The sequence below is a fragment of the Nostoc sp. genome, assembly GCF_036917155.1.
GTDB lineage: Bacteria > Cyanobacteriota > Cyanobacteriia > Cyanobacteriales > Nostocaceae > Nostoc.
In genome coordinates this window covers 1-18,548 of record NZ_JBALDZ010000137.1, presented here as the reverse complement: position 1 = coordinate 18,548, position 18,548 = coordinate 1, and the positions used below count along the sequence as shown (strand labels likewise).

Below are 18,548 nucleotides of genomic sequence, written 5' to 3'. Positions count from 1 at the left end.
GCATAGGTATTGCTTCTCACATAGCAACCACCCCCTCTAGAGAGTCTACAAATGCTTAAACCCCTTTTGCTGTCAGGATGGTTCCGCGCCCAACCATTTCTCAATTACGTTGTCGTTGTAATATTGATTGCACCCTTGCTAGGGGCATCGACTCACTCGAACCCAGTAAAATCCGAAGTGGCTAAACTAACTTCGATAACTGGAGAGTCTGACTCTGTATTAAAGGAAATAGCTGTAGTTGGGGAACCTGAGATAGCTGAAACATTATTAAAAACAGATCAAATCGACTCATTAATAGAAGAATTTGACTCTGCGTCAACAGAAAGTACTGCTGTTCAGGAATCGCAAGTATTACTAGCAGATAAAATTGAGTCTTCGGATCAATTAGATAGTTCTGTGTCAAGCAGCGATGTAACTATTCCCGATTCTTTGGCAGCCGTTGAACTTGCACCATCAACAGATGTTCCTGTTAGTCAACTGAATTTAGTACGAAAACTCAAAGCTGCTAATGTCAAGTCTTTGAGAGGACAAGAAAATTCTCCCTCTAGAACAAAGTCTTTGACAGCAACTCAAGTAGCACCAACTATTAGAGAATCACAACCAACCACAACGACAGAAATACCTGTTGCAGAACCAGTTGATGAGTCCCAAGCAGAACAAATAGATCCCATCGGTAGTCCTCATCCGATTCCTTGGAAATGGATTACAGCAACTCAAGAGGCAATTGGTTCCAAGGGTGGTTCTGGAGTGCGTCATTATCGCAGCGTACCTGTGATTTCTCCAGATGGTAAATATGCTGTTTATAGTCGGGTGCAACTGGAGGTAAAACCCCAAATGTACAACAGCCGTGTCACCAGTGTTCTGTTTGTTCAAGATATGCAAACTAAGAAATTGTGGGTGATGGCTTCAACGACTCCAGTTAGCGATCCTTTGTTAAAGGTAAAGGCTGTAAAGGCAGAATCTTCAGAAGAAACTGATACGAGCGGTAAGATTGGGGTATTAGTTCCAGTTAGCTGGTCAGAAAAAGGCGATCGCTTCTTAGCACGCAAGTTTGAAGGTATATTTAACACAGGTGATTCTACAGATAGTGCAGTGATTTGGGATCGGCAAAAAAATCACGCTAATATAGTTGCTCCTGTTAATGAGGAAGAACAGCATGATAAAGTTGCCGTCTTGTTAGGCTGGAGTAAAAGTCAACCGGATCAGGTGTTGTTCCGTGCAGGTGAGTTGGGTGAGGATAACTGGCCATTAGTGCAAGTTACTAATGATGGCAAGACTGTCACGACAACAAACAACGATCAGCCGATTACTTTCGGTAAAAAGGTTACAGAAATCTGGGCAGGCCCACAAGTCGCCTACCGATAGGTTATAAGAAATCCTATATACTCCCGTTGTTGCTAGTGGCGACAACGGGATTTTTTTATCTGATAAATATTTTTGGCGTTGCTGAATTTAGATATGCAATTTAAAAGTTAGATATAACAGTTGCTAGGTAAGTTAGGATATAAACTATTGAAGAAGAATTCAGCTATTCTGAATTCAGGAGTCAGAATCAATCAGTCGGGGATTCAGACCGCGCAGGAATTGAAGACCACTAAATTTTCAATTTAGTGGGGGTCTTAAACCCGATTATTCATCCGCCAGTCGTACAGAATTCATTCTGAATTCTGACTCCTGACTCCTGAATTCTGTTCGAGAAGAAAACACTCATACCAAAAGACTTCAAGCCTATTTACTGTTCTCTGCTATCTGTTCAATTTCTACTATTTAGGTGAGACAAATTCATCTTTTCAATCAGCAACATGATGCCCGCGAAATCACTCATAAGAACCAGTTTTTAATGGGGACTAAAATCCTGACTTTAAGGATTTTAGTCCTTACTAAGAACGAACAATTTCACTGCATCCTAAATAAAATACTTAAAATTAAAACTTAAGTAGGGACAATTTATGAATTGCCCCTACGGCTTATCACCTCTTTCCCACTCAGGTATGGCACCTTTCACCCGGCGGATGGGTAAATTGGCAATTAAAGCTGTGGTTCGTTGGTTGCTTTCTAAGGAGAACTCCAAGCCCTCTGTCTCAATTTCGACATAGCGACAGACGACATCTAGGATTTCTTTTCGCATTTTTTCCAACGTTTGAGGATCTAAGTCAGCGCGATCGTGAGCAATCACCAATTGCAGGCGACGTTTAACTTGAGTTCGACTGCTATCAGGGCCGCGAGAAAAAAGTTTTTCTAGAAGTTCAATCATTACGAATAGGTCTGGGGCGGAGACTAGAAAAGTAAGTTAAACAATCTTTGTCCACAACAACCTTCGTAGACGGGCGAAGATGCTGTCTTGGGATGGGTCAATCTCCAGAAATTCTACACTTTCCCCTTCTAATCTACGAGCAATGTTCTCAAAGGCTGTGGCAGCTAAAGAGGGATTTTCCGCTAACACTAAGGGTTCGCCGCGATTGGTAGATACAATAACACGCTCGTCGTCAGGGATTACCCCGATCAGGGGAATGGCGAGAAGTTCCTGAACATCTTGCACTGACATCATATCATTTGCCTGCACCATTGCGGGTCTGATGCGGTTAATTATTAAATGAACACGCTTGATACCTTGTGCTTCTAGTAACCCCACTACCCGATCGGCATCACGAACTGAAGAAATTTCTGGTGTGCTGACAACTAGCGCTTCTTTTGCCGGGCCGATCGCATTTTTAAACCCATTTTCAATCCCGGCTGGGCTATCAATAATTACATACTGATATTTTTGCGCTAGTGCATTCACCAATAACTTCATCTGTTCAGGTGTGACTGCATCTTTCGAGCGATTTTGGGCTGCCGGCAGGAGTACGAGATTGGGTTGGCGCTTATCTTTCACCAAGGCTTGTTCTAGGCGGCACTCTCTGGCTAAGACTTCCACCGCAGTATAAACGATGCGGTTTTCCAGCCCTAGCAGCAAATCCAAATTTCTCAGACCAAAATCTGCATCAACCAAGGCAACTTGACGCCCCATTTTGGCTAAAGCCATGCCCAAATTTGCTGAAACTGTGGTTTTACCCACTCCTCCTTTGCCGGAGGTAATCACAATAATGCGAGTCATGATAGAAATGCAGTCAATGAGGGTTCAGGAAATATAAAACAGTAAATTGCAGTATAAAGTATGAAGTATCGTATCAAGTATGAAGAAATATCTGTTCTCCCCGATCGGGGCGAGGCATGAATATTTGTTTTATTTCATCCTTACTTATATACTTCATTCTTTAAGTAAATATTTATGGCTCTTGATTGCTCTTGGTGAATTGATTTCTAGAAAAATCAGTAGCCCTAGCGATGCGAATTCCTTGAGGCGTAATATGTGCCACCTCTGGAGAAAACTGCATTGGTGGTTTTTCTGGTGCCCTTGCTACGGCATCTGCAATCCGCAGTTGGGTTGGTTCCATTTGCAAGGCCATAATCAGACACTCACGATTGCCTCCAGCCCCAGCATGAGCAATTCCACGTAGGCGACCCCAGATAATAATATCTCCATCTGCAATTACAATACCACCTGGGTTTAAATCTCCCAAGAGAATTACTGTCCCAGGATGACGAATTTCTACTCCAGAGCGGACTGTCATTTCTAGATAAAGGGCATCTTCTTGGGGGATGGCTGTAGCCTCTGGTTCTGAACTCAGGGAAGTTACGGGCTGTAGTTGTTCTACAGAATACCCCGATGTCACGGCAGCGATCGCAGTTTGCCGACGACTCGTCGAGACAGATATGAGTCGCAGTTGGACTTCACTTAGAGCTTCGGCAAGTTCTTGGAGTTGTCTGGTATCTACTAGGCGGTCTTGTGCCATTAGATGCACAGGTGTATTCGATATACGGAAGCGATCGCCTGCACTCAGACGTTGCCTTATTTGTTGCCAAATATCAGACCAAGTGAGTTCTGAGGCAGATGCTTGAGATTCTGGGGGCAAAATTAATAACAGTCGTCCCTCCTTACTCTTTAACTGGACTTGAGTATTATCATTTACGCGATGCCCTGGTAATGCTAACTCATTGGGATTTAAATCAGTAAGAATAAAATCTGATGCCGCATCAGGATTTGACTCTACATCTGGTTCAGAAGGATTTGACTCTACATCTGGTTGAGAAGGATTTAACTCTACATCCCCAGGTACAGTATTTGATTTTAAATAAAGGAGGACAGATTTTAACTCAGCATCCGGGAGGATAGAATCTGACTCTACATCAGAAACAGTAGGATTTCTCTCTGCCTCAGAAAGGATAGAGTTTGCTTCTGCATTAGGAAGTGCAGAATTTGACTTGAGATTGGGAATCGCAGAATCAGAAGTCATGGAGTACTAGCCAAAAGACAAAGTATACACAGATTTTAAATTTTGGGTCGCACCTTTGGTGCGCTTCCAGCGCAACTTGGATTTTGGATTTGTATTGCGTAGCAAGATGTTAGTCTGGTGTGAACCAAAAGATTATTTAATCTCAAATCTCAAATCTCAAATTGGCAAGGTCAATCTCTGATAAACTGTCGCCAACGCCTCAGCATCACCGACATTACCTGGAAACAGCACCACAGGTAAATCAGGAAATTGGGGATGATCGGATGACGTTAACACCATTGAACAACCAGCTAAAATTTGACCGAGTAAACGGGCTGAAGTTAAGGCTAGTCCAGTACTCAAGACATCGTTTGAAGTAATGCCACCCTTGCTGATTAAGAATCCTATATCAAATGGTAAACCACGCACAATATCCATCAATAGACGTGAAACTTTTTCTCCAAACTCCAATCGTGTCTTGACATCTTTAAAATTTAGTTCTTGACGGCTAGTATAAACCACTGGTGTTTTGCCAGCTTTGTGTGCTACCCGTGTACTTTCTTGAATTTCAGTTAGCAATGCCGCAGATTGATTTGGATCATCAAGTAATCGCGCTACATTGACTTCGATTCCCACCGTTCCTTCTACTTGCAACAGCGCCTCTAATTGCTGAGTAGTCTTTTTAACATGGGAACCAACAATCACCGCACCCGGTTTGCCTTGTCGCACGTACTGCGCCATATTTTCGGCGGCAATGGGTTGGGGTGGTAAAGCAGCTAAAGCCGTTAAAATACTGGCTGCACTGCGAAATAAAAAGCGTTTACCTTGACTGGCTGCTGCTAATATATCTACTGCAAAGCGGTTGAGATCGGCTTGAGTTTCACCATCGACAACAGCGCACTGATTACCACTCAGTTTTAACAAGCGTTCCAAACTACCAGCACGAATATCAGCTAGGAGAAATCTTTCTACAGCTTCGGCACTAATTCGTCCTTGAGTCTTTTCTTCGACGTACTTGGGTAAGTAACTGTGATGATAGCTGAAGACGGAATCACGGGCAAATTCGGTTTCATGGACTGGGGTGGGGACACCGCCGATAATTAGGTAATGCACGCTATCGCGGGTGATGCGTCCCCCTTCAAAAAATGCTGGTACGAGAAAATGAGCATCAAAAGGGCCAAGTTCTTGTGCGATCGCATCGGTTTCAATCGGGTAATGTCCCCGCAAAGTAGAATCAGAACGGCTGACAATGAGAAAATCGTCAATTCCTTCAGCATTCAAAGCGATTTTTAGGTTCTGGCAAACTTCTTTGGTGACAGATGCAGCTGACTCTGGCGTTAGCGATCTAGTATTTGTCAGCACAAAGAAAATCGGCGAATCATCCTGCAACCCGCTACGTAAAGTGTCCACATCCCAGTGCATTAGCAGCAAGCAGCTATGGACTGTTTGAGAACCTGTAGGGTCATCATCCAAGACAATTATTTTGGGTTTGTTGGTCATTTAAGTTTTATGGGAAAGTATTGGGTGACTAGAAGTCGCGACTACACAAAGCTTAGTCCACCTCCGTGGAGTAATACAAAATCAAGGGTTTTCTAACCTGCGGAGGCAGGTTTTGTCTCGTGTAGCTGCGACTTCTAGTCGCCCAAGCTTTACAAACATCCACTCAGCCTTTCTGCAATTTTCTGATTTCTGCTTGCACATCGATCGCAATTTGCAATGATTGATTTAGCAGTTGAGCATATTCGCCTGCTTGACTACTAACTTGCAAAGCTTGCAGACTGGCTAAATTATTGACAAACAACTCTTGATTATTAGCAAGCAATTTTTTATTATCTCGCAAAATTCGTTCCGTTTTCAGAGCGCGGACTAAATCTTCTCTAATTAGTTGTAGGGCGGCTGTGACTTTATCTCGGTCATGGATACTGCTTTCGACGTTTCCTGATGCTGCCAATTGGTCATTAATATCGATGGCAGCAACTAGGTCATGATATTTATCAACTTCATCTAAAAGTATTGTCAGTCCTTCGGGACAGGTCAACTGCCGCCACAGCCATCGTCCCACTAATATCGGCATTGGCACTAAAATTAGTAAGAGAATTCCGAATTTAATTGAAGAACCAATTGTTGGCAGAATAATAAACGCATAAATAAACCCAACAATTATTGGCGTTAGCGCCAGCGTCACCAGCATTTCATTGATCAAAAACCCTAATCGCTTCTTGCTATCTCGCAAAACCGAGGGGCGAAAAACGTCTTCTGGATCGAACCCAGTTAAACGTCTCAGTTCCCCCTTGCTAATTTCCAAGCCTATTAAGTCCGGCTGCACGGCTGCATACTCCTATGGAAACCCAAGTTGCGTATTCATTTTAATCGGGTTTACCGTGATGATTGTAGTTATATTCAGGAAACCAGTTTTCATCTAAAATTTGTTCTAAAGAACCAATGGGTTTGAAGAAGGCAGCTATGCTGAGGGCAGAGGGCAGTCCCAATGAAAAAATTTCATCACCATGAATGAAAATGTGATGTGAGACGGATCTATTCTATATAGATACTCATCGAAGGAGTATTTTCAAGTCAGAAGGTTTCGTTCAGATTTTTTAATTTAGCCAGATCGACTTAGGGTAAACGCCAACTCAGTTTGACTCGCAATTGTCCATCAGGTAAAGCTGACATTTCCCATGCACCATCTAGAGCGCCAGTCCAGTAGAAGTACTTGACCTAAAATACAAGATATGTATGTTGTTAAAATCGTGAATTTTAGTGTTCCGTTTTTATGCTGTCGCTAAAAAACAGACCCAAATGTTTCACCTTAAATGGGCGTTTTGTCTTAATCCACATATTTGAGTTTTTGTCAATATATATTAGTGGACTGGCGCTCTAGAAGTTCAGAGGCGATCGCACTCATCATCTTACTGCCATAGCCACCTTTTGGGCGTTCACAGGCGGTAGGTTTGATAGTTGAGGCATTGTTGGCGGGTTTTTGTTGTGAGGCAATATTTTGAGCTTTTTCGCAGATTGATTAGTATTGAAGATCCTTTATTTTTTAATTGCAGATAATTGCCACATTTTCCAGAAATAGCTAGAAATCAAATTGGTAATAATATGAGCGACAATCGGCACTAATAAGTTGCCCGTGATTAGGGTGCTATATGCCAATATCATCCCGACAATTGTTGCCCAAATCACATAAGGCCATTGTTGGGAGCCGCTAAAATGTAAGATGCCAAAGCAAAGACTGGATACAATTACGGCTGTAAGATCAGAGCCTAAAGCTGGCAGCATCACACCTCTAAATAATAATTCTTCGCTCAATCCCGGTAGTAACCCCAGCCAAATTAAATCTGGTAAAGCTAAAGGCTTCAGTACCACTTCTAGATAATAATCTGCACTTTTACGATAGGCACTCCAAAGGCGATAAGTTAAGCCACTTAAGGCGGTGATGAAGAATCCCAACCCTACACCTAGCAGCAACTCTCTTTGGTTTAATTCCCAAGAAAATAGGGAAAAATTGCCAAAGTATAACGAAAGTTTGGCGACTATCAACAAAATAATTGCAGTCGCTCCCATCGCCCCAAGTAATTGGATGCGCGTCAGGTATGGAATTTCTGGCTCTTGCTTTTGTTGTTCAACCACGATTTTTAGGGGGAATGGGGGAGGTGGGGGAGATGAGGGAGATGAGGGAGATGGGGGAGATGAGGGAGGTGGGGGAGAAATAACTCATAACTCCTAACTCCTAACCCCTAACCCCTAACCCCTAACTTTTAATTACTGGCTGCAAAGGTAATAATTTGGGACGGAGAGCAGAGGGATTGATGCCTGCTTTGTGTGCTACTAATATACCTACTGCTTCTAAATATGAGTTTACCTGTATAGATTTGATCCCCAAGGGCTGGAGAGGAACTTTTATCAGAGTTTTATTTTCTTCTACTGTAATTATTTGGCATCGTCTTTGACTTAAGCTCAGTAAGGCATTGTTACCACAAGCAGTTGCAGGTACGATCGCAGCATCTACTTCATCTACCCAAATATCTTCTTTCTCTGATGCAATCGCTCTTTTCTCTACTATAAATTGTGGGGCATGACTTAATCCTACAAGGACACAGGGCAAAAAGGTATAGCCCAATTCTTCGGCGGCGGAACGGGGAGATAAATCAGGTTGTGGAGGTTCGCTTAAAAGGGCGGGAGAATGGGCGCAAGGAATTTGAAAGGTTCGCACTAGCAAATGGCTAATTACGGCTTCTGCACCCGCTAAAGGATCTACGCCTTCACCGTGGCGGTATTTTTGTACTGCTTCCTCATCCATATCATCGGGGAAACGGGCAACAACTGCGATCGCTTCTGCCCCCGCTTTTTTGATTAATATTTCAGCTGCCCGTAACAAGCTATCTGGGTTGCCAATTGTTCCCCAACTAGCTCCCGATGCTGTAATCCGTAATTCTACATTTAATGGTGCATCAGTAATTACATAATCTGTTAAGGTCAATCCGAGAGTGGCTCTGGTTGCATCTGCGGCTTGTATATGTCGTAGCCGTAACTCTGGCTCAATGCCTTGGTCTAAAAGCAAACCTACTTTGTTGCTGCGGACTGGACGCAAACCCCAGCATCCAGAGGCGAATTTGTCAAGTCCGTAACCTTCAACATAGAAAGCGTTAGGGAGATTCCAATACAAACTTGCGCCATTCAGGACATTGGGGTGAGTAATCAGGCGATCGCAAACCTGTGCTATAACTCTAGCAACAGGTAAAGCATCTCCTGCATAACCCCCAATGGCAGCCCCAACGCCAGTTGGTACAATTAAGATAGCGGTGTACATATTGAGTGCTGAGTTAGAAGTGAAAAGTTGAGAGTTGGAAGTTGTAAAGTTGAGTATTGGTAATTGGGAGTTAGTTTTTAATGGCTTTTGATTTATAACTCAGCACTCAGCACTCACTACTCACTACTCAGCACTCTTTGTCACCACGGCTTCAACTGTAGCTTTTTGTTCGTCAACGTCCACAGAGGTAACTGCCCAACGCAAGGGTTCGCCTTGTTTCTTTAACTCTGTTTCAATTACTTCTAGTAATTCTGCCGGAGTTTCTTGTAAATCGATTTCTGCGGTAATAAAATGAGTCGTCATCTTGGTAAATCCTGTTAATTTGTAGTTTCTAGAATAGCTGATATCAGTTGCTAGAAAATCCTTATGTTTTTTATAAAGTACTGAGAGGATGTTTGAAAAGTATTGGGCGAATAGAATTCGCTACTACACTAGCATTGTCCACCTCCGTAGACTAAGAAAAAATTAAGGGTTTTTAACCTGCGGAGGCAGGTTTTGTCTCGTGTAGCCGCGACTTCTAGTCGCCAGGGCTTTAAAAGCATCCTCTGATAACTGTTTACTAATTATTAACCTTTGCCAAATTGTAACTGATAAACGATGTCTTCCTTTTCTGTCTCAAGTTTCAAATCAGAAAGGGGTTTGGCGACACAAAGCAATACGTAACCTTGCTTTTGTAAATCTGGACTAACGCCCATACCATCAGTTTGATCCACAGTTCCCTCAGATAGTTGACCGGCGCAAGTTGTGCAAACACCTGCATTGCAAGAACTCGGCAGTTCCAAACCAGCAGCTTCGGCAACTGATAAGATGGTTTCATCTTCGGGAACTTGCAAAGTATGAATTTTGCCTTGATGATTAATTTCTACAGTGTAAGTTTTGGACATATACAAAGGAAGTGTGATCCTACGGACAAATTTATTAGTCTATCTGAATTAGTTAAAAATATCCAGATGTTACTATAAAAATTTAGCTTAAAAAGATGATACTTTTAGCGACTAATCCAGAACATCTTACTATAAAATACACAAATATATTAGTTAAATTTGCTTACTATAAATATGCGCGATCGCGTTTCGTTAGAGACTGTATCTGTAAGCTAAACTTTTATAGCCAAGTATTGCCTAAAAATATTTCATAATTAAAGGGAGAAAAGCCCAATGGAGAACATAAAAATGCTGGAATCATATCGTAAACACGTTGCTGAAAGAGCAGCACTCGGTATTCCCCCTTTACCATTGGATGCGAAGCAAACCTCAGAATTATGTGAACTACTGAAAAATCCGCCAAAGGGTCAAGAGGAGATATTATTACATTTATTGAGCGATCGCGTTTCTCCTGGTGTTGATCCAGCAGCTTATGTGAAAGCTGGATTTCTCACCGCCATTGCCAAGGAGGAAATCACCAGTCCGTTGATTGCGCCCATAGAAGCGGTGCAATTGCTGGGGACGATGATAGGTGGTTACAACGTGCAATCTTTAATCGATTTGCTGCAATTGCCCACCGTATCCCTCTCAGACTCTTCCGAAACACCTCTGGTAATGGGCGGACAAGGAAAGGAACCCATCGCCGCTTATGCCGCCAACGCCTTAAGTAAAATCCTCTTGGTGTATGACGCTTACCATGATGTTTTAGAGTTATCTAAAACCAATCCTTACGCCAAGCGGGTGATTGACTCTTGGGCGGAAGCTGAATGGTTTACCCTCCGCCCTACAGTACCAGAAGCGATTACTGTCACTGTTTTTAAAGTTCCTGGCGAAACCAACACTGACGATTTATCCCCCGCCCAAAGCGCCACAACTCGCCCAGATATTCCCTTACACGCCTTAGTGATGTTAGAGTCACGGCAACCGGGAAGCTTGGCAACCATTGCCGAACTGAAGAAAAAAGGGCATCCTGTAGCTTACGTGGGAGATGTAGTTGGTACTGGTTCCTCACGGAAATCTGCTATTAACTCAGTATTGTGGCATACAGGAAATGATATACCTTTTGTGCCAAACAAACGCGCTGGGGGTTATGTTTTAGGTGGTGCGATCGCGCCAATCTTCTTTAACACAGCAGAAGATGCCGGTGCTTTGCCTATTCAGTGCGATGTCACCAAACTCGAAACCGGCATGGTAATTACCATCCATCCCTACAAAGGCGAAATCACAAACGAAGCAGGCGAAGTCATTTCCACCTTTGCCCTCAAACCTGATACCATCCTCAATGAAGTCCGCGCAGGTGGACGCATCCCCCTACTTATCGGCCGTACCCTCACCGACAAAACTCGTCTTGCACTTGGTTTAGAACCCAGCACCGTTTTCACCCGTCCTCAGCAAGCCTTTGATACAGGCAAAGGTTACACCCTAGCACAGAAAATGGTAGGTAAAGCTTGCGGATTACCTGGTGTACGTCCCGGCACATCCTGCGAACCCATTATTACTACCGTTGGTTCTCAGGATACCACAGGCCCGATGACCCGCGATGAATTGACAGAACTCGCCTGTCTTGGTTTCAGTGCAGACTTAGTGATCCAAAGTTTCTGCCATACTGTTGCTTATCCCAAACCAGTAGACATCAAAACCCATCACGAACTCCCCGACTTTTTTGCTTCTCGTGGCGGTGTCGCCCTCCGTCCTGGTGATGGTATCATCCACTCTTGGTTAAATCGGATGCTGTTACCCGACACCGTGGGAACTGGTGGTGACTCTCACACCCGCTTTCCCTTGGGTATTTCCTTCCCCGCCGGTTCTGGATTGGTAGCCTTTGCAGCCGCCTTGGGTGTCATGCCTCTAGATATGCCAGAGTCAGTTTTAGTAAGATTTAAAGGAGAATTGCAACCAGGTATCACCTTGCGTGATGTCGTGAATGCCATTCCCTACGTAGCAATTCAAAAAGGTTTGCTGACAGTAGAGAAGCAGAATAAGAAAAATGTCTTCTCTGGGCGAATTCTGGAAATAGAAGGTTTACCAGATTTAAAAGTTGAACAAGCCTTTGAACTCACCGATGCTAGTGCCGAGCGTTCTTGTGCCGGATGTACAATTAAGCTGAGTGTAGAGACAATTTCTGAATATCTGCATTCTAACATAGCGCTGCTGAAAAATATGATCGCACGGGGCTATCACGATCCGCGTACCATGTTGCGCCGTGTAGCCAAGATGGAAGAATGGTTAGCAAATCCCGTGTTATTAGAGGGCGATGCTGATGCGGAGTATGCCGAGATAATTGAAATTGATTTGAACGAAATCAAAGAACCAATTGTTGCTGCTCCCAATGACCCTGATAATGTGAAATTCTTATCAGAAGTTGCTAACGATCCAGTACAAGAAGTATTCCTTGGTTCTTGTATGACAAATATTGGTCATTATCGGGCAACAGCCAAGGTTTTGGAAGGTGCAGGTGAAGTGAAAACTCGCCTGTGGATAGCACCACCAACCCGTATGGATGAACACCAACTGAAAGAAGAAGGTATATACAGCATTTTTGGGGCTGCGGGTGCTAGAACAGAAATGCCCGGATGCAGCTTGTGTATGGGTAATCAGGCGCGAGTTGCTGATGGGACAACGGTGTTTTCTACCTCTACCCGCAACTTCAATAATCGCATGGGTAAAGATGCGCGAGTGTATCTTGGTTCAGCAGAATTAGCCGCAGTTTGTGCGCTGCTGGGGCGGCTTCCCACAGTGCAGGAATATTTGGATGTTGTGGCGAGTAGAATTCATCCTTTTGCAGATGATTTGTATCGGTATTTGAACTTTGATCAAATCGCCGGTTTTGAGGATGAAGGGCGAGTGATTCCGTTGGAAGATATGCCCAGGATTGAAGATATTTTGGGTATGCCAACTAGTAGTTTGCGTTAGTAAGTACAGTAGGGTGGGCATTGCCCACCTAATTTTTTCGTAGAATATTTAATTTATTTGAGTATTTTAACTGACTGATAAAAGGCAAAACTAAAGATATTGCTAAGAGAATTTTCGTTGCGATCGCATCTTCTTGCCGATCAATTCCCATTCGTCATTTATTGATTAGCAGAATTTTATCGCAATTTATGCTTAGTTTTTGGGCATTGGTCACATTGGATAACATCAGGAGTTGATAACTAGTCTAATTTATTGTTGTAGCTGGGCAAAAGTTCAACTTTTTTTACTTTATAGTTAGCCAACTGTGCGCTGCAATACTTCGATACGTCCATAAGGGCGCTGTGCTGCACCGGACTATTAACCAGGAGACTACAGCAATGATGAAAGCTGAAGATATCATGACCAAAGAGGTAGTTACCATTCGCGGTTCGGCAACTGTTGCTGAAGCGGTGGGGCTGATGAAGGACAAAAGATTGCGGGCGCTGGTTGTGGATCGTCGCTATGACAATGATGCTTATGGCATTATCACAGAAACAGACATTGTTTATAAGGTAACAGCCTACGGTAAAGACCCGAAGCAAGTGCGGGTTTATGAAATTATGAGCAAGCCCTGCATTGTGGTCAATCCTGATTTGGGTGTGGAATATGTAGCGCGGTTATTTGCTAATACTGGGATTCATCGCGCACCTGTAATTCAAGGTAAGCTGTTAGGCATCATCTCAATTACCGACATTTTGACCAAAAGTGACTTTGTGGAAGCACCAACAGCGCTACTGTTGGAGGAGAGAATTCAAAAAGCAATTGAGCAGGCTCGTGCTATTTGCACCGAACAAGGTGCTTATTCTAAATCCTGTGCAGCTGCTTGGGATGAGGTAGAAGAACTCCAGGCAGAAGCAGCTCATCAAAAAGCTGAGGGTATGGTATCAGCCAAAGTCTCTTTTGAAGAATACTGCAAGGAAAATCCAGATGCACCAGAATGTCGAAATTATCACCCGTAATTGAAGTGGGGGGATGAGGGAGATGAGGAAGCAGGGGGAGATGAGGAAGCAAGTGAACAATTATTATTCTCCCTCATCCCCCTCATCCCTCAATTTACCGTTTTGCAACTCGTATCAATAAAAATAGACCTATTCCCAAAAAAAGAAAGTTGGGGAACCAAGCCCCCATAAAGGGAGAGAGGACACCTGCTTGGGCGATCGCACCACTAATAAAGAAAATTAAGTAGTACGAAAATATCACTATGACACTAATCCCAAAGCTGGTACCTCTCCCAGTCCGCTGGGGTATGCTTCCCATCGCTGCGCCTACTAAGCCAAAAACTACACATACAAAGGGTAAGGAGATTTTTTGTTGAATCCGCACTTCAAGTTTACGAATTTTTTGGCGATCGCCACTGAGAAGTTCTACTTCTAGTTGATCTAGTGCTTCCGAAATATTCATCTCACCATAATCTCGGCTTTTTTCTGCCAGACTTAATGGCGTGCGCGGTAGTTGTAGTTGTTGGTGTTCAAATCTAACGATGTTACGATAAGAGCGATCAGCCGCGACAAAATAGATCGTGCCGTTGTAAAAATCCCAGACATTTTGAGAAGGATTCCACTGAGCAGATTCTGATACCACAATTTGATTCAGACCTTTTGTTGAACGATCTATAATCGTCAACCCTGTCATACGCTTACCATCAAATTGGTCGGCGTAAAACAAGCGCATCAATATCCGATTCTTAGAACCATCCGGTTGGATCGCATCCTGGTATTCAGGATAGAAAATATTTTGCTGTTTAAAAGTTGGCTTGTCTGATTTAAGGGCTTGATTCAGAGTCATCGCCGCTTGATAATTTGCTGCTGGCGCAATTTGTTCGTTAAACACAAATGTCAATCCTGTAACCACAAGACTTAACATCACAGCAGTTAGCACCATACGATAGACACTTACGCCACAACCACGCAGGGCAATTAGTTCGCTCTCGCTAGAAAGACGACTGTAGGTCATCAAAGTAGCCAGCAGCGTAGACATGGGGAAAGCTAAAACGATAAAGTTGGGAAATTTTAACAAAAAAACTTGAATAGCAATGTCTATGGGTAGCCCAGATTCTACGATTTTTCTGATGAGATCAAATACAGCATCAATGGTGACACCAAGTGATGAAAAAGCTCCGACACCAAAAAAAAACGGCGCTAACAATTCGCTCGCAAGGTAGCGATCCATGATCGTAAAAGGCAGCAGCGAATAGAAACTGTTAAAAGACGTGAGTTTCTTTGATATCATAAGCAACTTGAAAAGTTAAATATTGGCAATTGTGATAAAGCATATCTACTGTATTTATGAAAATTCAATTCTCAATAGCCGAAAATTAATTCAGAAATTCATGCTGAAGAATAAAAAATCAAAATATTCTTTGAAATTATTAATTAAATAATTGTTAATTTAGACTTGAAAATTATCCCCTAAATAATATTGCCGCACGAGGAGGTTGCTATAGAGTTCATTAGCAGTGCCAAAAGCGAGGATTTGTCCCTCACGCATGATGTAGGCGCGATCTGTGATAGCCAAGGTTTCGCGGACATTATGATCTGTAATTAAGATTCCCATACCGCGATCGCGCAGTTGTGCGACAATTTGCTGAATTTCTGAGACTGCGATTGGATCAACGCCCGCAAATGGTTCATCCAAAAGTAAAAATTTAGGCCCTTCTCGTCCAGCAGCTAAAGACCTTGCTAATTCTGTCCGTCGCCGCTGACCACCAGAAAGTTGAATTCCTTTACTCTTAGCCAATTTTTCCAATCGAAACTCCCCCAGTAAAGTTTTGAGTCGTTTTGACCACTCCCATCGTGGCACATTAGTTTGCTCTAGCACCAATAGAATATTATCCTCTACCGAGAGTTGGCGAAAAACACTTGCTTCTTGTGCTAGATATCCAATACCCAATCGTGCCCTTTTGTCCATTGGCATTCCCGTAACGTCCAAATTACCCAGCCAAACTTTTCCTTGATTAGGTTTTTCTAGACCTGTAGCAATGTAAAAGGTCGTCGTTTTACCAGCCCCATTGGGGCCTAGTAAACCAACGACTTCGCCCTGAGCAACAGAAAGGTTGACGCGATTGACAATTACTCGTTTGCCATAAGATTTGTGAATATTCTCTAAAACGATTTTCACGCTGGAAGCACCCTTTCTTAGTGGTAAATGCTAATTAGCAGGCTTGAATGCTGGTGTCTTGGGAACAGGTGCCGCAGTTTGTCCATTATTATCTGATTCCTGGATCATGTAGATGGACTCTACTTGCCGATTGGATTGGGGTAAAGCAACAAATCGCCCTTCATCAATTAAATAGGTTACTTTCTCCGCGCGGATACTGTTACCGCCCTGTTGCAAAATATAGACATTGCCACTGAAATCAATTCGGCGTTCTTTACTAAAATACTGTGCTTGGGCAGATGTTGCCTGAATTTGGCGAGCAGGATACAACATTTGCACATTACCGCGAGCAGTAATTACTTGATTTTTAGCGTCATATTCTTGCACATCAGCGCGGATAGTGAGGGGGCGATTTGCCTCAGATGTTTGTGCAGTAGCGGTTTGCACTTGGGTAGGGAAGGCAAAAGCGCCCAAGAGTGCAGTTGGCAGCATTAAAGCTAATCCAAAGCGACGTATCTGTGATATGGGCAATTGATAGCAGGGCATCATAGCAGTTGGGGATTTAGGATTTCAGCTTGCATTCTAATTATCTCAAGTACTTTATCCAGATATTAAATATACAATCTGGAGTGATTTACGATAACTACTGGCTGAAATAGTGACGCTACCCCCAACCTCAAGGTTTCAGACAATTAGCATGAAGTGCATTAAAGCTTAAATAGAACTCTAAACTTCAACTAGAGACGCATTAGCGTTCGCACAGCGTCTCGTAGAGAGGCCCAGTACAATTTCGCGTCTCCATACGCTAATCAGTAGATGGCACAATTCTAGGCAAAGATAAGACTTGATTTTCACCCAGATCGCCAGCGGCAATCAAGTCTTGCCCTATTTGTTGTAATGTCGTCAACAAAACTGCACTCTGACTCAATAGCTCATCTACATCAACACCGCTGTAACTAGATGGGTAACGGCGTAGGCGATTGCTGCCTTCTCCTAATAGAATTACAGCACCTCGCCAATTCCGATTCTCCAAATGATACAGTGCTACAGCAATTTGCAGGATGCCTTGATAAAAGGTTTTTTCCGGTTCACCAGCTTCAATCCACAAAGCCTCTAAAGTGTCATGACAGGCGTAGAACTGACCAGAATTGAACTGTTCTACGCCTTGCCAAAACTCTTGGGGGATGGTTTCGCTCATCCCATGCTATCTCGTACTTCTTTGATTGTTTCGAGAGATATTTCTTGTTTTTCTCCAGCAAACTCGTTGTCAGAGGTGAGGAACAACATGCAATGGCACTCTTTGCGTTCTCTCATTGGCACACAAGGACAGTTCCAATATGTGGCATGAACCTCAGCTTCTTTGTCTTCGTAATGGCGACAGGGACATAAAGGCGCACCTAGTTCGTCTTTATGTTTGGCTAGTCCTTCAATCACAACTGCGGTGACAGAAGGTTCAGAACAGAAGTATGTTCCAGTACGCTTGGCGTATTGTTCAGAAAAATGCCGCATTGCCTCTAGGCTTTTATCGCTGGATTTTGTGTTATGTTCTGATGTGATCATGTCGCTCATAATTTAAATATTTCTTTGCATTGTACCTCAGCCTCACTAGGAGATTACTGGGTGTATTTCCCCAACCTTAACCTACTCCAATTGTCTTAGCTTGACTCAAAGGCTGATATGTCTGGTGTGCTGGGATCAGGCAAAAGCTAAATCTATAGGGTTCTACTTCGTAGTTCTAGTATCACCTGGAAGTAGGTAAAGGATTTACAGGTACTAGACGAACAGCATTAAACTTCAAACAAATTTTGCACTAATGCAACTATGGTCGGGCAGACCAAAAGTTAACGCTTGGGGAGAGAACCACCTCTGACTTAGATACCGCAAGGGGTCTAGGCTAAGTGGACTCGCTGAACCAAGAATCCTCGTACCTTTAGGTACGAGGAGTGTCAAGAACGTAATGTTTTTTGTAGTTGGGGTTGCAGTGGGCGATCGCTTTGCAAAACTATACCAGGATGCTCCCAATTAATTACCTCTGGTTCAGCTGGTGCGGAAATATTTGGCCACAAAACCCAGCGACTACCTTGAGGAAGTTTAGCAAGGCTCAGGGGGTTTTGAGTTAGCCAAATCAAGGGATAATTTTTAGGAACAACTGAACTGGCATCTTCTAAGGCTGCGGTTGCTGCTAAAGTTTCTAGTACAAAGCGATCGCCTTTAATTAAACTTGTTGATGCTGTCCATAGTTGCACCTGTAATTCTTGTTGCTGTGCATAAAAATACAGTGATGCTGCGGCAATTACTGCTTGTTCAAAGTTTTCTTCTTCCCACTTGCTAGCACTGTCAAGGGCAATAACTATGTTTGAGTCGATGGGGAGTATTATCTCCCGCACCTCTCGGTTAGATCCGGACGTGCCCATTTCTGTGCATCCGGCTCCCGATGTTCTTAGCTTG

General features: G+C 43.3%; 19 protein-coding genes and 1 pseudogene. 3 read left to right on the top strand and 17 right to left on the bottom strand.

Features of this window, described 5'->3' with window-relative positions; translation table 11 throughout:
* Positions 1 to 51: 51 nt before the first annotated feature.
* Positions 52 to 1,365 (top strand): hypothetical protein, encoded by a 1,314-nt coding sequence (locus V7K67_RS18960; RefSeq protein WP_334710534.1) that lies wholly within the window; start codon positions 52 to 54, stop codon positions 1,363 to 1,365.
* A gap of 595 nt (positions 1,366 to 1,960) precedes the next feature.
* On the opposite strand, the gene minE is transcribed toward V7K67_RS18960, so the two are convergent.
* The 10 genes from minE to V7K67_RS18910 form a co-directional block, all read right to left on the bottom strand.
* Positions 1,961 to 2,254 carry a cell division topological specificity factor MinE gene (gene minE, locus V7K67_RS18955; protein WP_334695300.1) on the bottom strand — a complete coding sequence of 98 codons (294 nt, stop codon included), beginning with the start codon at positions 2,252 to 2,254 and terminating at the stop codon, positions 1,961 to 1,963.
* Positions 2,255 to 2,290: 36 nt separating this feature from the next.
* Positions 2,291 to 3,097, bottom strand: a complete 807-nt coding sequence (minD, locus tag V7K67_RS18950; protein WP_179067073.1) for a septum site-determining protein MinD — start codon at positions 3,095 to 3,097, stop codon at positions 2,291 to 2,293.
* Between the two features lie 172 nt (positions 3,098 to 3,269).
* Entirely contained in the window at positions 3,270 to 4,337 is a 1,068-nt protein-coding gene (gene minC, locus V7K67_RS18945) for a septum site-determining protein MinC (protein ID WP_334732431.1), read from the bottom strand.
* Positions 4,338 to 4,493: 156 nt separating this feature from the next.
* Positions 4,494 to 5,816 carry a four-carbon acid sugar kinase family protein gene (locus tag V7K67_RS18940; protein WP_334732432.1) on the bottom strand — a complete coding sequence of 441 codons (1,323 nt, stop codon included), beginning with the start codon at positions 5,814 to 5,816 and terminating at the stop codon, positions 4,494 to 4,496.
* Between the two features lie 163 nt (positions 5,817 to 5,979).
* Positions 5,980 to 6,642: a hypothetical protein gene (locus tag V7K67_RS18935; RefSeq protein ID WP_334710537.1), complete on the bottom strand. Its 663-nt coding sequence runs from the start codon at positions 6,640 to 6,642 to the stop codon at positions 5,980 to 5,982.
* A 40-nt stretch (positions 6,643 to 6,682) separates the two neighbouring features.
* A complete protein-coding gene (locus V7K67_RS18930; RefSeq protein WP_335167905.1) occupies positions 6,683 to 6,805 on the bottom strand; it encodes a hypothetical protein in 123 nt (40 codons plus the stop codon).
* 547 nt (positions 6,806 to 7,352) lie between these two features.
* Entirely contained in the window at positions 7,353 to 7,949 is a 597-nt protein-coding gene (locus V7K67_RS18925; protein ID WP_334732434.1) for a CPBP family intramembrane glutamic endopeptidase, read from the bottom strand.
* A gap of 121 nt (positions 7,950 to 8,070) precedes the next feature.
* Positions 8,071 to 9,129 carry a DUF3326 domain-containing protein gene (locus V7K67_RS18920; protein ID WP_335167903.1) on the bottom strand — a complete coding sequence of 353 codons (1,059 nt, stop codon included), beginning with the start codon at positions 9,127 to 9,129 and terminating at the stop codon, positions 8,071 to 8,073.
* Between the two features lie 123 nt (positions 9,130 to 9,252).
* Positions 9,253 to 9,432, bottom strand: a complete 180-nt coding sequence (locus V7K67_RS18915; protein WP_334732436.1) for a hypothetical protein — start codon at positions 9,430 to 9,432, stop codon at positions 9,253 to 9,255.
* Positions 9,433 to 9,695: 263 nt separating this feature from the next.
* On the bottom strand, positions 9,696 to 10,013 hold the full coding sequence (locus V7K67_RS18910; RefSeq protein WP_334732437.1) for a 2Fe-2S iron-sulfur cluster-binding protein: 318 nt from the start codon (positions 10,011 to 10,013) through the stop codon (positions 9,696 to 9,698).
* 288 nt (positions 10,014 to 10,301) lie between these two features.
* Here V7K67_RS18910 and acnB point away from each other — a divergent pair, with 288 nt between their 5' ends.
* Positions 10,302 to 12,965 carry a bifunctional aconitate hydratase 2/2-methylisocitrate dehydratase gene (gene acnB, locus V7K67_RS18905; RefSeq protein WP_334732451.1) on the top strand — a complete coding sequence of 888 codons (2,664 nt, stop codon included), beginning with the start codon at positions 10,302 to 10,304 and terminating at the stop codon, positions 12,963 to 12,965.
* A 28-nt stretch (positions 12,966 to 12,993) separates the two neighbouring features.
* Here acnB and V7K67_RS18900 read toward each other — a convergent pair whose 3' ends face one another.
* A complete protein-coding gene (locus tag V7K67_RS18900; RefSeq protein ID WP_334732438.1) occupies positions 12,994 to 13,116 on the bottom strand; it encodes a hypothetical protein in 123 nt (40 codons plus the stop codon).
* A gap of 226 nt (positions 13,117 to 13,342) precedes the next feature.
* Between V7K67_RS18900 and V7K67_RS18895 the strand changes: the two genes are divergently transcribed.
* Positions 13,343 to 13,963: a CP12 domain-containing protein gene (locus V7K67_RS18895; protein ID WP_334711257.1), complete on the top strand. Its 621-nt coding sequence runs from the start codon at positions 13,343 to 13,345 to the stop codon at positions 13,961 to 13,963.
* A 94-nt stretch (positions 13,964 to 14,057) separates the two neighbouring features.
* Here V7K67_RS18895 and V7K67_RS18890 read toward each other — a convergent pair whose 3' ends face one another.
* The 6 genes and pseudogenes from V7K67_RS18890 to V7K67_RS18865 form a co-directional block, all read right to left on the bottom strand.
* Entirely contained in the window at positions 14,058 to 15,173 is a 1,116-nt protein-coding gene (locus tag V7K67_RS18890) for an LptF/LptG family permease (RefSeq protein ID WP_334732439.1), read from the bottom strand.
* A gap of 219 nt (positions 15,174 to 15,392) precedes the next feature.
* Positions 15,393 to 16,121, bottom strand: coding sequence for an LPS export ABC transporter ATP-binding protein (lptB, locus tag V7K67_RS18885; protein WP_334732440.1), 729 nt, complete (start codon positions 16,119 to 16,121; stop codon positions 15,393 to 15,395).
* Between the two features lie 30 nt (positions 16,122 to 16,151).
* Entirely contained in the window at positions 16,152 to 16,649 is a 498-nt protein-coding gene (locus tag V7K67_RS18880) for an LptA/OstA family protein (RefSeq protein WP_334711260.1), read from the bottom strand.
* Positions 16,650 to 16,905: 256 nt separating this feature from the next.
* Positions 16,906 to 17,298 carry a DUF309 domain-containing protein gene (locus V7K67_RS18875; protein ID WP_334732441.1) on the bottom strand — a complete coding sequence of 131 codons (393 nt, stop codon included), beginning with the start codon at positions 17,296 to 17,298 and terminating at the stop codon, positions 16,906 to 16,908.
* Positions 17,295 to 17,660 (bottom strand): ferredoxin thioredoxin reductase catalytic beta subunit, encoded by a 366-nt coding sequence (locus tag V7K67_RS18870; RefSeq protein ID WP_190942340.1) that lies wholly within the window; start codon positions 17,658 to 17,660, stop codon positions 17,295 to 17,297. The genes V7K67_RS18875 and V7K67_RS18870 overlap by 4 nt, the downstream gene beginning before the upstream one ends.
* 386 nt (positions 17,661 to 18,046) lie before the next feature.
* Positions 18,047 to 18,548, bottom strand: a pseudogene (locus tag V7K67_RS18865) (hypothetical protein); the annotation flags it as partial.

Bases quoted from the DNA above. Each gene is read 5' to 3' on its own strand.
- V7K67_RS18915 (WP_334732436.1), bottom strand. From the start codon at position 9,432: ATGACGACTCATTTTATTACCGCAGAAATCGATTTACAAGAAACTCCG.
- V7K67_RS18870 (WP_190942340.1), bottom strand. From the start codon at position 17,660: ATGATCACATCAGAACATAACACAAAATCCAGCGATAAAAGCCTAGAG.
- V7K67_RS18890 (WP_334732439.1), bottom strand. From the start codon at position 15,173: ATGGATCGCTACCTTGCGAGCGAATTGTTAGCGCCGTTTTTTTTTGGT.
- minD (WP_179067073.1), bottom strand. From the start codon at position 3,097: ATGACTCGCATTATTGTGATTACCTCCGGCAAAGGAGGAGTGGGTAAA.
- V7K67_RS18910 (WP_334732437.1), bottom strand. From the start codon at position 10,013: ATGTCCAAAACTTACACTGTAGAAATTAATCATCAAGGCAAAATTCAT.
- V7K67_RS18895 (WP_334711257.1), top strand. From the start codon at position 13,343: ATGATGAAAGCTGAAGATATCATGACCAAAGAGGTAGTTACCATTCGC.
- acnB (WP_334732451.1), top strand. From the start codon at position 10,302: ATGCTGGAATCATATCGTAAACACGTTGCTGAAAGAGCAGCACTCGGT.
- V7K67_RS18880 (WP_334711260.1), bottom strand. From the start codon at position 16,649: ATGATGCCCTGCTATCAATTGCCCATATCACAGATACGTCGCTTTGGA.
- V7K67_RS18900 (WP_334732438.1), bottom strand. From the start codon at position 13,116: ATGGGAATTGATCGGCAAGAAGATGCGATCGCAACGAAAATTCTCTTA.
- V7K67_RS18920 (WP_335167903.1), bottom strand. From the start codon at position 9,129: ATGTACACCGCTATCTTAATTGTACCAACTGGCGTTGGGGCTGCCATT.
- minE (WP_334695300.1), bottom strand. From the start codon at position 2,254: ATGATTGAACTTCTAGAAAAACTTTTTTCTCGCGGCCCTGATAGCAGT.
- minC (WP_334732431.1), bottom strand. From the start codon at position 4,337: ATGACTTCTGATTCTGCGATTCCCAATCTCAAGTCAAATTCTGCACTT.
- V7K67_RS18940 (WP_334732432.1), bottom strand. From the start codon at position 5,816: ATGACCAACAAACCCAAAATAATTGTCTTGGATGATGACCCTACAGGT.
- V7K67_RS18960 (WP_334710534.1), top strand. From the start codon at position 52: ATGCTTAAACCCCTTTTGCTGTCAGGATGGTTCCGCGCCCAACCATTT.
- V7K67_RS18875 (WP_334732441.1), bottom strand. From the start codon at position 17,298: ATGAGCGAAACCATCCCCCAAGAGTTTTGGCAAGGCGTAGAACAGTTC.